Source organism: Acinetobacter guillouiae CIP 63.46 (genome assembly GCF_000368145.1).
GTDB lineage: Bacteria > Pseudomonadota > Gammaproteobacteria > Pseudomonadales > Moraxellaceae > Acinetobacter > Acinetobacter guillouiae.
Genome location: NZ_KB849282.1, coordinates 510,762 through 523,240, shown reverse-complemented (window position 1 = coordinate 523,240; position 12,479 = coordinate 510,762). Strand labels below are relative to the sequence as shown.

Genomic DNA, 12,479 nt, shown 5'->3' with positions numbered 1-12,479 from the left:
CAACTCAAATGTTCTGTTAAACTCATTTGGTACGAAGTAAGGCATTTAAATAAGACCCGAACAAGTCCATAACAGTTTGCTGGCGACAATAGCAAGAGTGAACCACCTGATCCCTTCCCGAACTCAGAAGTGAAACCTCTTAGCGCTGATGGTAGTGTGGGGTTACCCATGTGAGAGTAAGTCATCGCCAGCTTTTAAATCTAAAACACCCCGATCTCTAGCGAGAGCGGGGTGTTTTTTTATGGGTTGATTAGCGAAAGGAAATAGATCTAGTTATATTAAGTTAATTGATCAATGATTAAGCTTATGTATTGATGAAACTGAACTTATTTTCTGTATTCCTCATCATGATCATCATTGAAGTAAGGGATATAGAAAAAGTCGAGCTATTGAACCAGCCGTTTCTTTATGCTAAAAATTAAAGTATTACGATAAAAACAGTTAATAATATGTTGATTTTCCAATTTTTCTTTACAGATTATGATGGTGAAGAGATTTTACCCACTCAAAATCAGTATGCATCTATCGATGAAATCATAGAAATAATGCAATCTGTCTTAATCAGGCCAGAAAACTTTTTAGGGATCGTTGATAAAAATGATCGTACTTTACAGTTTATCGTCAATGATGATTATTCATTAGATGCAGATATTCCTGTTCCTGATCAAAAAGGCTCTTATACAAAAACAATAAGTTTGCATGAAGCGGTTAAACTGGTTCAAAAACAAACTGAACTGATTCAAATTGATACTATTGAAGGAATGGCTTTTATGAAGTGGTAAGTCTTTTACTTTAATTGTTTTAGTCTATTCAAAATAAAAAAACCTCAGACATCCATGCCTGAGGTTTTTTGTATTGGTTCTGAGGTATAACTCCTGTCGTACCTTTCGCTATCCTGCGTTATCGTCCTATCTTATTCTTGTTTTTAATGGAAACTTCCTGTTTCCTGATGTGTTTATCATATTAAAATTTAGCTGTTCTGCCTATACGCATAATTCGGCAGACCATGTAAGAAAAAGCTTACATGGCCACAAACGGCTATTTTCTATTAAAAATGGGCATTTAAACCAATATAAGGCCCTTTAAAATTAAACTTCATATCACGGTTATCTAAATCACTGAGTTCGATATTTAAAACACGGTAACCCACTTTGGCACCAAGATCTAAAACAATAGATTTAACAAAATCATATTGAATTTCAGCCTGAGCATCCGTGATTTTTACATCATTGACATTGGTATATGTCGCCTCAGCTTTTGCACTTAAACCTGTAAATGGTAGTTTTGCGCCAGCCTCTGCATAAAGGATCGGCGCATATTCATCAACATCAACATTTTGTGAAAATTGCTTTACAGTACCGTTGAGTTTAGTTGCCCCTACACCGACATCAGCTTTTACAATGTTGTCTAAGATTTCATAGTAAAGAATAAGATCTGTATGGTCTAAATCAATTTTAGTTTTAGCAAATTCATTATTAGACTCAGTTTCAGTATCTAACTTGGTATATTTTAATTTTACATTGGGAATGATTGGAATAGGGTGCTCAAAAGCAACAGAGGCTTGAATCGTGCCTTTGGTATCTAAATCATGTTTTGCGTTTAGTCCAGTATAAGGATCTAATAATAAATTATCGGTCCCCGTTTTGTTGGATAGACTGGATGTTTTGTGGTTGATTTGAGAATCTCCACCAATACTCCAATAACTAATATCACCTTTTAAACCAATAAAATCAGCTTGAGCAAATGAACTTAGACCTAGGGTTGCGATAAATAAGGGTAATTGAATAGATTTCATATGTCCTTCTTGATGAAATGATTTTTCATCCTATATTTTTGTTACTTAAATACATTTCAATACTGTACTAACTGAAGGCATGATATAGGGGTTTATCAAATTTTGCATTATTAAAAAGATTAAATCGAGGGTGTAGGATGAGTGATTCTATTGATCAAGCAGTGATTGAATTCCCACTTTATGTCGCCAATAAAGCGATTAAATCAGGGCAATGGCTTGAAGTTCATGATAAATTTTCGGGGAAAATTTATGCAAAAGTGGCTTTGGCGGATGCAAAAATTTTAGAAAAAGCCATCAGCGCAGCCGTGAAAGCTGAGAAAGAAATGGCTGCTTTAAAGCCATTTCAGAAGCAGAAAATACTGTTACATTGTGTTCAGCGCTTTAAAGAGCTTCGTGAAGAATTAACCCAAATTTTAATTATCGAAGGTGGAAAGCCTAAACTTGCTGCAGCAGCTGAGGTTGAAAGGCTGATTAATACTTTCCAACTAGCGGCAGATGCAGTCTCCACAATTAATGATGGTCATTTAATGCCCTTGGCTGTAACCGCTGCGGCTTCTGCATATCGAGGAATGGTACAACATGTACCGATTGGTGCAGTGTCTCTGATCAGTCCGTTTAATTTTCCTTTGAATTTAACAGCGCATAAAATTGCACCAGCAATTGCAGCGGGTTGTTCATTTGTATTAAAACCAGCAAGTTTGACGCCAATTTCCGCATTAAAAATCGCAGAAATTTTGGCTGAAACAGATTTACCAAAAGGCGCATTTTCAATTTTGCCTTGTCCACGAGAACATGCTGATGTGTTAGTGACGGATGATCGCTTTAAGTTGCTCAGCTTTACCGGTTCTGATCAAGTGGGTTGGGATATGAAAGCACGTGCTGGTCGTAAAAAAGTAACCCTCGAATTGGGGGGGAATGCAGCTGTTTTAATTGAACCTGATACAGAAATAAGTGATGCATTGATTGATCGAGTGATTGGTGGTGCATATGGGCATGCGGGGCAGGTGTGTATTAGTGTGCAACGAATTTTAGTCCATGCTAATATTTATATAGAATTTAGAAAAAAAATCTTAGCAAAATTGAAAAAAGTATCTGCTGCAGATCCACATGTAGAAACCACGATAGTGGGCCCAATGATCAAGGAGGCAGAAGCGATTCGTTTAAAAAAATGGGTAGATAAAGCGGAGAAAAAGGGTGCGAAAATCTTAATTGGTGGCACTTTAAAAGGCGTTTTATTCGAGCCAACTTTGCTTGAAAATGTCGATGAATCTCTTGAAATTTATCAAAATGAAGCATTTGGCCCTGTGGCAATTTTAGAAAAATATAAAACATTTGAGAAAGGTATCGAACTGATTAACCAAGGTCGCTTTGGTTTACAAGCTGGTGTATATACTCAAAATCTCAATAAGATGCTTTATGCATGGGATCATCTACATGTGGGCGGGGTAATTATCAATGATATACCCACCTTCAGAGTTGATAATATGCCATATGGTGGTGTGAAAGATTCGGGTTTAGGTCGTGAGGGAATTCAGTCTGCAATTGGTGATATGCAGGAAGAGCGCTTACTTGTGATCAAACAATAAGTTAATATTCAAAGGGGCTACGGCTCCTTATTTCTTTGAATTTTATATATAGAGTTAAAAAATGATAATAAAATTTTTCAATTCATTATTTTTAATGGTTTTGCTTTGCTTACAGAGTGTGCAAATTTGGGCATTTCAATCTGAAAAATTGGTAAATGATGCACGTTCTCAGATCTGGAAAACTCTTTATTATGATCCTGCTTATACTCAATTGTCCTATCCAATGGGTGATGTTCCATTGATCAAAGGCGTATGCACAGACGTGGTTATTCGCGCCTTACGCCATCAAGGTATAGATCTGCAACAACGTATTCATGAAGATATGAAAGCCAATTTTAAAAAATATCCACAAAAATGGGGTTTAAAAGCAACCGATCGAAATATTGATCATCGACGGGTTCCAAATATCATGACCTATTTTCAGCGTCAAGGTTATCAAGTGAATGATCAAAAGTATCAAGCAGGTGATATCGTGGCATGGGATTTAGGTAAAGGTTTAACCCACATTGGTATCATTTCAAATAAAACCACAATGTTGTCAAAAACACCTTTGGTTATTCATAACATTGGTTCTGGAACACGTGAAAATGATATTTTGCATGAATATAAAATCATTGGGCATTATCGACTACTCAAGACGGTCAATTAGAAATAGGCAATTCCAAGCAAAATAGCTAAAAATTAACCATGTGTGATGAAAAGTAAAAAAAACATGGGAAAATGGACACAAATTACAGAAAAAGCGCTGCAAAACGAGTATTGTTACAACATTAAACAGTAATTTTGTTGATGCACTTTAACCGAGAAGTTTGCAAAGTTACTGGTTTGGAATAATAACAAAGGACCCAAAAGGTGCTGTTTTATTCAAACAACAAAATTTAAAATTGGTACTTCTTTTGCTCGCAGATCACAATGAAAAAAAGCAGCATTTGAGGACATCTACAGAATTAGGTGTTTTATGACAGAATCTCGTGAAAACTGGACATCACGATCAGGTTTTATTATCGCAGCTGTTGGATCGGCTGTCGGTTTAGGTAATATTTGGCGCTTCCCTTACATTGCTTATGAAAATGGTGGTGGCGCTTTTTTAATTCCATATTTAATTGCACTTATCACTGCAGGTTTGCCACTGTTATTTTTAGACTATGCGACAGGGCATAAAAGTAATTCTTCACCTCCTAAAGCCTATCGTGCTTTATTTAAAGGGGGTGAAACTTTAGGTTGGTGGCAAGTCTGTGTCTGTATCATTATTGGTTTGTATTATGCCAGCGTACTGACATGGGCTGGCAGTTATGTTTATTTTTCTGTAGGTCAATTGTGGGGAAGTGATCCTGAAAACTTCTTCTTCAATACCTATTTACAAACTTCAAAATCAACAAGTTTTGATTTTCAGTTTGTTGGTCATTTATTTTGGCCAATTGTGGGAATTTGGGCATTAACACTGATCATCTTATTTGGTGGTGTGAAAAAAGGGGTTGAATTATCCAATAAAATTTTCATGCCTCTACTGTTTATTCTGTTTACTATTCTTGTTATTCAAGCTTTGCGTTTACCAGGAGCGGTCCAAGGTTTAAATGCTTTCTTTACACCGAACTGGGCAGCAATGTGGGATTATAAAGTATGGCTTGCAGCATTTGGTCATACGTTCTTTTCACTCTCTGTTGGCTTTGGGATCATGGTGACTTATGCCTCGTATCTTAAACCAAAAACCAATTTAACAGGCTCTGGCCTCATTGTTGGTTTTGCCAATGCGTCTACTGAAATCCTTGCGGGTATTGGTATCTTTGCGGCACTGGGCTTTATGGCATTTTCAGCAGGCAAGCCTGTAGATCAAGTGGTCAGTGGTGGTATCGGCTTGGCATTTATTGCTTTCCCTAAAATCATTTCTAGTTTAGGGACTGGTGCGGATTTATTCGGTTTACTGTTCTTCTCTTCTTTATTTGTTGCGGGTATTTCTTCAATGGTGAGTATCCTTGAAGTGCCGATTGCAGCGATGCAAGATAAGTTAAAATGGGGACGTAAAAAAGCTGTAAGCATCATTGGCGGTGGTAGTGCACTGGTTTCAATTTTCTTATTCTCTAGCGTGAACTCGATTAAACTGGTGGATATCGTCGATCACTTTATCAATAACATTGGGATTATTGGTGGTGCATTATTGTCAATTATTTCGATAGCATGGTTTAAACGTTCGGCATTGATGGAGTTACGAGATCATGTGAATCGTATTTCAACCGTGCAACTTGGTAAAGGTTGGGATTTCACTTTAACTGTAATCACATCTTTAATTTTGCTGGTCACTTTAACTATGACAGTTTTTAGCTTGATTAAAAATGGATACGATACCTATAGTTCAAGTATGTTGATGTTCTTTGGTTGGGGCAGTGTGATTTTCTGTGCTGTTATTGCGTTAGTCCTTAGCAAAATGAAAGATCGATAGGAGCGTCAAAATGAATACTTCTGCAATCGTGATGATGATTATTTCAATGGTTTTTTTATGGGGTGGGTTGATTTTATCGATCCTACATTTGATGAAAAATCCTGAAGAACTGGATGAAGTTCTGGAAGAGGTCAAAGATCACCATACGCTTTAAACTTGAGTCAAAAAAAAGCAGGCGAATTAGCCTGCTTTTTTAATGCATTTTTTAAGCTGTTTTTTGAATTCGGCAATAATAGAAACCATCACCATGATGCGCTTCAGGCAACAGTTGGCGACCGTGAATTTGTTCTATTCCCCAGTTTGCGTCAATCTTGATTTCTTCAGCATCTGCATGCTCAGCAAAAAACTCGACCATCTGCTGTTCATTTTCAACTTTCAGAATTGAGCAGGTAATATAAAGTAATGTTCCACCAACTTTAAGCTGCTGCCACATATGCTTTAAAATTTGCGTTTGCAGATCGACCACTTGCTGAATATCTGTAGATTGACGCAATAAGCGGATATCAGGATGACGACGCATAACACCAATAGCAGAACATGGTGCATCCAATACGATGCAATCGACCAACTCTTTAGGCACCCATGTTGTAGCATCTGCTGTGATGATTTCAACTGTTGCATCAACATTTAATTCAAGGCGTTCCAAGTTTTCTGAAACACGCAATAATCGTTTAGCATCATGATCAAGCGCAATTAATTTTTTAGGATTGAAGCGCTCTAAAATATGAGCTGCTTTACCACCCGGTGCTGCACAAGCATCGATAATGACTTTGTCATCTAAGTTGGGTAACAGTGTTGCACACAATTGAGCATGTTCATCTTGAACAGAGAACCCGCCTTCTTCAAAGCCTGGTAAATGAGTAATATTGCCCGTTTGTTCCAGAACAATACCAACATCTGAAAGTGTACAAGGACGAGCATCGATCTGTTCTTCATCTAAAATATCAAGATATTCATCACGACTAATTTGACGTTCATTGACACGAAGTGTTAGTGGAGCGACTTGTTTTAAGTTTTGACAGATTTCAGGGAGTCGATCAGCCCAATCTTTTTTAAGTCGTTTGAACAGCCAACTTGGTAAACCATGGGTATTATTCAAAGCCGTTTGAAACTCAGTTGTTTCACGTGAAACACGACGAAGGATGGCATTGACCAAACCACTCATCGGTTCAAAACCTAATTGCTTCGCTGCATTGACAGTTTCTGAAATCGCCGCATGTGCAGGAATACGGGTGCATAAAATCTGGTATAAACCCAAATATAAGCAACTTTCTAGTGCTTCATTGTCTAACGGTTTTGTGAGCAAGGGTAAGGTAATTGCTTTTAAAGAATACCACTGACGTAAACAGCCCAAAGTAAGCTCATGGTATAAACCACGATCACGTTCAGAAACAATATTGATATGTTGGTTTAAAACGGAAGCCAAAGACTGTCCATTTTGAACAGCTAAAAGTGTTTTAACCACTTGTGCACGCAAATTCAAATTTTTTGCAGATGATTGAATTTGGCTCATGCGAATATATTTCCTAGTGAAAGTTTATGGCTTTGTATAATTTGTACAGGGTTAATGGCTTTGCCACCTGGCCATTGTAGGCTAGTCAGACAAATCACACCATCTCCACACAGCACATGTACACCTTGTTTGTTCATCTCGATAATGGTTCCGGGTACTTCACCATTGGCTGTAAGGTCTGAAATTTGAGAATTCCATACACGTAAATTATTGGTTTCATCTATCGGTGTAAATGCGACTGGCCAAGGATTGAATGCCCGAATATTGCGATCAAGCTCAACTGCTGATTTAGTCCAATCAATTTGTGCTTCAGCTTTTGTGAGTTTATGTGCATATACCGTAAATTGTTCATCTTGAACTTCACATGCATCTAAATATTGTTGTAGTTTTTGTTCTGATTCTAATACCACGCAAATTGCTTCAGCGCCTTGGATCGCAAGTTTGTCATATAAAGTCGCTGAGGTTTCTTGCGCTGTGATTGGGCAAACTGTTTTAAAGATCATATCACCTGTATCTAGTCCAGCCGCCATTTTCATGATTGTTACTCCGGTTTCAGTGTCACCTGTTGCAATGGCACGCTGAATTGGAGCGGCACCACGCCAACGTGGTAGCAAAGAACCATGAATATTTAAACAACCATAGCGCGGTGTATCTAATACGGCTTGAGGCAAAATTAAACCATAAGCCGCAACCACCATTACATCTGCACCCAAAGCTGCTAATTCTTGTTGAGCCGCTAAGCCTTCGTCTGTCGATGCTTTGAAATGAAGTGGTTGATAGACGGGTAAGTTGTTTGCGAGCGCAAGTTGTTTCACGGCTGAAGCTGTCATTTTTTGTCCACGACCTGATTTGCGGTCGGGTTGAGTATACACAGCGACGATTTCGTGATCAGTTTCAATGAGTGCTGCTAAAGCAGAAGCTGCAAATTCGGGTGTACCTGCAAAAATGATCTTCAAAGGTTATGCTCAGATTAAATTTTAAATTGAATTATAGCAAACCTGATTATGCGGTGGCGTTTTCAAATGAAAATACGGGTTTTTCTATGTAAAAAATAAAATACGATCAATTGTATATTTTGTTCTGATCACCTATCTGCTTTGAAAACAGTCAGCAAATGTCTTTTACAGCAACCTTAAAATTCGCGTAAATTTAAATTAACCAGCATCTGTTTTTAAAATAAATATCACTTTTTTAGGTAAAATTTATCACTTTAAATTGATGGAAATAGGTCTTATTTTTAACTTAATCTAAATAAACGGATGATTTAGAGATTGAAACTAGAATTATTGTGACCCATTACGCAATAAAAAATTGTTAACTGAACAAGAATAGGCAGTTAATAGAAATTTAACAATATGTCAAATGTAAACTAAGTCTCACATTATTTTGATAAATGTGACAAATTTTGTCACATGCTCAATTTAAGAACAATATGTATTTAATAAATCTTAATGCTTTTTAGAAAGTATTTAAACTGCTGATTTATAGATATAAAAATTAAAAAATGTATGGTTATTTTGCTTTTTATTTAAAAGTTTAGACCATGTGTTTAAAAAAATAAAATAAGTGAAATATATCTCAATTTTTCTATTGCTTTAAATGTATGTAAATTGTTAAATAAAAAAAATTGTACATTTTATATGCATTATTGAGGCGAAATCAGCGGCTGTAATGCATCTCCTAAAGGAAAAGTAATATGAATAAGATCTACAAAGTGATTTGGAATGCGACTTTGTCGGCATGGGTTGCAGTTTCTGAATTGGCAAAAGGGAAAACCAAGTCATCTAAAGTAACAGGCATTGTCGGGGCAGCAACAGTTAGCTTGATGGTAGCGTTTAGTCCAGAGGCTATGGCTAACACTATAGATATGCAAGCACAAGGAAATAAAAATGACGCAGATTGCGTATCTGGTGGAAATACAACAGTTTATAAAGCTCAAACCAATGGAACAACTGGGGCGATAACAGATGGTTCTGGTACGTACTCTACTGTTGCAGGTTGTAATGCTTCGGGTGGTGGAGTACTCGGTGCAACAGCATATGGGAGCTATGCGAAGGTTACAGGAAAAGGCGGTACTGCTTTAGGACATAATACTGAAGCTGCACAATGGGCACTTGCTGCAGGTGTTGATACTAAAGCAACAGGTGAGTCAAGCGTTGCTCTGGGTTCGGGAGCTGTAGCGTCTAATACTTCATCAATAGCGATAGGTACTGATTCGGGAACTTCTGGTATTGGTGCAATTGCTATTGGACGAAATGCTCAAACATCAGCTAGTGGTAGTATTGCAATAGGTGATGGAGCTACAGCTACTGGTGGCACAACTGATATCAATTCTATTGCAATTGGTAAAGGCGCACAAAGCTGGGGACAAAGCTTTGCATTGGGAACAGGTGCTTCGGCTGATTCATTTACATTTGATATCAATGATAGCGGTGTTGCTGTTGGTGCTCAATCTGTTACTGCTGCTGGAACAACAAAAGGTACAGCAATAGGTGTAAATGCTAAAGTAACAGGTTCAACTGTTGCGGGTACGGCAATAGGCTCTAATGCCGTTGCTTCTATCGATAACAGTGTGGCGTTAGGTTCAAACTCAATAACATCAGCTATTACTGGGACAGGATTTTTAACATCGCAAGCGGCTCCAACTGTTGGAGCCGTGTCAGTTGGTAATGGTACAGCAGCTGGTAACCGTCGAATTCAAAACGTAGCAGATGGTTCAGCAGCATCAGATGCTGTAACAGTTGCTCAATTAGACAAAGCTTATGATGATACAAATGGTCGTTTGGCTGGTGCTTTAGGTGCAGGTAGTGGCGCTGTATATAATGCAGCCACCAATGCATATACAGCCCCAACTAATATTGGTGGAACGGGTAAAACAACAATTGATGAAGCAATTAAAGCGACTCAACGAAGTGTTACAGGTGGTTCAAATATTGTTGTTACGCCTACAACAGCTGCCGATGGTTCAATATCATATTCAGTTGCTACAAGTGCAACACCAACATTTACAACTGTTACGACTGGAAATAGTAAGTTAGATAATACTGGCTTAACAATTACAGGCGGTCCAAGTGTTACGAGTAGTGGCATCAATGCAGCTAACACTACGATTAATAATGTTGCTAATGCCACAACAGCTGATCAAGCCGTCAATAAAGGTCAACTTGATACTGTAAGCACACAAGCAAATAAAGCCATAACATTCACTGGAAATGCTAGAAAATCGGGCGATACGACAGATATTAATCGTAAGCTTGGAGATAGTATTGCAATTAGTGGAACAGCAACAACAGCTGGTACTTATAGCGGTGCGAATGTTAAAACGGTAACAGATCAGAGCGGTGCAATTGCAATACAAATAGCAGATGCTCCTAACTTTGCAGGAACAGTGACTTCTACAGGTTTGCAGGTAAATGGCGCAAGTGCTGTTACAGGAAATAGTACGATAGGTGGAACTCAGACTGTTACAGGTATAAGTAATTTAAATGGTGGGGCAAATCTTAATAGTAAACAGATCACAGGTCTTGCCAGTGGTGGTACTACATTAACCAATGCAGCCAATATTGGAGATGTGACTTCAGCAGCAGCAGCAGCGAAAACAGTAGTACAACAAGGTAAAAATACGACTGTTAGTAAAACTGTAGATGCCACAAATAAAAATGATATTTATACTGTAGACGCTGATTCATCAAGCGTGACATCAACCGCAGGTGCATTAACTGTTACTAAAGGTACAAAAGATGCAAATAACAATACAGCATATGATGTAGACCTTTCAACAGCGACCAAAACAGACATTGCTAAAGGTGTTGCAGCGAAAGCAGCCGTTGATAATACGGGCTTAACCTTTAAGGGTGATACCGCAGCGACAAGCACTGCTAAGAAATTAGGTGATACGGTTTCCATTACTGGTGACACGAACATTAGTACAGTCGCGACAGCGAATGGTGTACAAGTTAAGTTAAATCCAAACTTAGATTTAGGCGCAGCTGGTAGCGTTAAAACGGGTAATACCACTATTAACAATGCAGGTGTTACAGCAGATCAGGTTGCAGTTGGTGGCGTTGTTATCAATAAAACAACAGGTATTAATGCCGGCGGGTTAGCGATTACCAATGTTGCTGCACCGACAGCAGGTACAGATGCGACCAATAAAACCTATGTTGACTCTAAATCTGCGGCATCAAAAACTGAAGTTGCAGGTGGAAGCAATATCGCAGGTGTCGTAAAAACTACAGGTGCAAATGGTCAAGATGTTTATACCGTTAATGCCAATGGTACAACAGCATCAGCAGGCTCATCAGCTGTCACAGTCACTGCGGGAACTAAAGATGCAAACAATGTTACTGACTATAAAGTAGATCTTGCAGCAGCGACTAAAACAGACATTGCTAAAGGTGTTGCAGCGAAAGCGGCTGTTGATAATACTGGTTTAACCTTTAAAGGCGATACCGCAGCGACGAGTACTACGAAGAAATTAGGTGATACGGTTTCCATCACTGGTGACACGAATATTAGTACAGTTGCAACTACTGATGGCGTACAGGTTAAGTTAAATCCAAACTTAGACTTAGGCACAGCTGGTAGTGTCACTACAGGTAACTCTAAGTTAGATAACAGTGGATTGACGATTACAGGTGGTCCAAGCGTTACGAGTGCAGGTATTAATGCTGGTAATAAGACCATTACCAATGTTGCTGCACCAACAAACAATACAGATGCAGCCAATAAAAAATATGTAGATGATGCTGGTTCAACATTGACGAACTTGGGCTTTGGTTTAAAAGCACAGGACGGCACGACTGTTAACAAGAAGTTAGGTGAAGCAGTTGATATAGTCGGTTCAAACAGCAATATCTCGACTAAAGTAAATGCAGGTAAAGTCGAAGTTGCGTTATCGAATGCATTGGATTTAGGCACAGCTGGTAGTGTCACTACAGGTGCAACTGTTATTAACAATGCAGGGATTACAGCAAATAAAGTAACAGTCAACAATGCACCAACAGCAGGTACAGATGCGACCAATAAAACCTATGTTGACTCTAAAGCTGCGGCATCAAAAACTGAAGTTGCAGGTGGAAGCAATATCGCAGGGGTCGCAAAAACTACAGGTGCAAATGGTCAAGATGTTTATACCGTTAATGCCAA

At 38.4% G+C, this 12,479-nt stretch carries 9 protein-coding genes and 1 rRNA gene; 7 read left to right on the top strand and 3 right to left on the bottom strand.

Annotation, left to right across the window (positions count from 1 at the left end; all coding sequences use genetic code 11):
* The first annotated feature begins 78 nt into the window (after nt 1-78).
* Together rrf and F981_RS04715 are read left to right on the top strand one after the other, a co-directional pair.
* Nucleotides 79-193 (top strand): 5S ribosomal RNA (gene rrf / locus F981_RS04720).
* A gap of 256 nt (nt 194-449) precedes the next feature.
* Nucleotides 450-782: a hypothetical protein gene (locus tag F981_RS04715; protein WP_004718906.1), complete on the top strand. Its 333-nt coding sequence runs from the start codon at nt 450-452 to the stop codon at nt 780-782.
* A gap of 266 nt (nt 783-1,048) precedes the next feature.
* Here F981_RS04715 and F981_RS04710 read toward each other — a convergent pair whose 3' ends face one another.
* Nucleotides 1,049-1,795, bottom strand: a complete 747-nt coding sequence (locus F981_RS04710; protein WP_004718904.1) for a TIGR04219 family outer membrane beta-barrel protein — start codon at nt 1,793-1,795, stop codon at nt 1,049-1,051.
* A 137-nt stretch (nt 1,796-1,932) separates the two neighbouring features.
* Here F981_RS04710 and F981_RS04705 point away from each other — a divergent pair, with 137 nt between their 5' ends.
* The 4 genes from F981_RS04705 to F981_RS23205 all read left to right on the top strand — a co-directional run bounded on the left by F981_RS04705 (nt 1,933) and on the right by F981_RS23205 (nt 5,972).
* Nucleotides 1,933-3,381, top strand: a complete 1,449-nt coding sequence (locus F981_RS04705) for an aldehyde dehydrogenase family protein (protein ID WP_004718902.1) — start codon at nt 1,933-1,935, stop codon at nt 3,379-3,381.
* 61 nt (nt 3,382-3,442) lie between these two features.
* Nucleotides 3,443-4,030 (top strand): DUF1287 domain-containing protein, encoded by a 588-nt coding sequence (locus F981_RS04700; protein WP_004718900.1) that lies wholly within the window; start codon nt 3,443-3,445, stop codon nt 4,028-4,030.
* A gap of 309 nt (nt 4,031-4,339) precedes the next feature.
* Nucleotides 4,340-5,818, top strand: coding sequence for a sodium-dependent transporter (locus F981_RS04695; RefSeq protein ID WP_004718898.1), 1,479 nt, complete (start codon nt 4,340-4,342; stop codon nt 5,816-5,818).
* Between the two features lie 10 nt (nt 5,819-5,828).
* Nucleotides 5,829-5,972 carry a methionine/alanine import family NSS transporter small subunit gene (locus F981_RS23205; protein ID WP_004718897.1) on the top strand — a complete coding sequence of 48 codons (144 nt, stop codon included), beginning with the start codon at nt 5,829-5,831 and terminating at the stop codon, nt 5,970-5,972.
* A gap of 51 nt (nt 5,973-6,023) precedes the next feature.
* Here the strand turns inward: F981_RS23205 and rsmB are convergent, their stop codons facing one another.
* Both rsmB and fmt read right to left on the bottom strand, forming a co-directional pair.
* The gene (gene rsmB / locus F981_RS04690) at nt 6,024-7,331 is read right to left on the bottom strand and encodes a 16S rRNA (cytosine(967)-C(5))-methyltransferase RsmB (RefSeq protein WP_004718895.1); all 1,308 of its coding nucleotides are present in this window, start codon (nt 7,329-7,331) and stop codon (nt 6,024-6,026) included.
* Complete coding sequence (gene fmt / locus F981_RS04685; protein ID WP_004718893.1) at nt 7,328-8,287, bottom strand: methionyl-tRNA formyltransferase; 960 nt, start codon at nt 8,285-8,287, stop codon at nt 7,328-7,330. Before fmt ends, rsmB begins: the two co-directional genes overlap by 4 nt.
* Nucleotides 8,288-9,027: 740 nt before the next feature.
* Between fmt and F981_RS23855 the strand changes: the two genes are divergently transcribed.
* Nucleotides 9,028-12,479: ESPR-type extended signal peptide-containing protein (locus F981_RS23855; RefSeq protein WP_004718891.1), on the top strand; the 3,452-nt coding region annotated here is incomplete at its 3' end.

Excerpts from the sequence above, each read along its gene's own strand:
- F981_RS04715 (WP_004718906.1), top strand. The coding sequence starts at position 450 with ATGTTGATTTTCCAATTTTTCTTTACAGATTATGATGGTGAAGAGATT.
- F981_RS04710 (WP_004718904.1), bottom strand. The coding sequence starts at position 1,795 with ATGAAATCTATTCAATTACCCTTATTTATCGCAACCCTAGGTCTAAGT.
- F981_RS04705 (WP_004718902.1), top strand. The coding sequence starts at position 1,933 with ATGAGTGATTCTATTGATCAAGCAGTGATTGAATTCCCACTTTATGTC.
- F981_RS04700 (WP_004718900.1), top strand. The coding sequence starts at position 3,443 with ATGATAATAAAATTTTTCAATTCATTATTTTTAATGGTTTTGCTTTGC.
- F981_RS04695 (WP_004718898.1), top strand. The coding sequence starts at position 4,340 with ATGACAGAATCTCGTGAAAACTGGACATCACGATCAGGTTTTATTATC.
- F981_RS23205 (WP_004718897.1), top strand. The coding sequence starts at position 5,829 with ATGAATACTTCTGCAATCGTGATGATGATTATTTCAATGGTTTTTTTA.
- rsmB (WP_004718895.1), bottom strand. The coding sequence starts at position 7,331 with ATGAGCCAAATTCAATCATCTGCAAAAAATTTGAATTTGCGTGCACAA.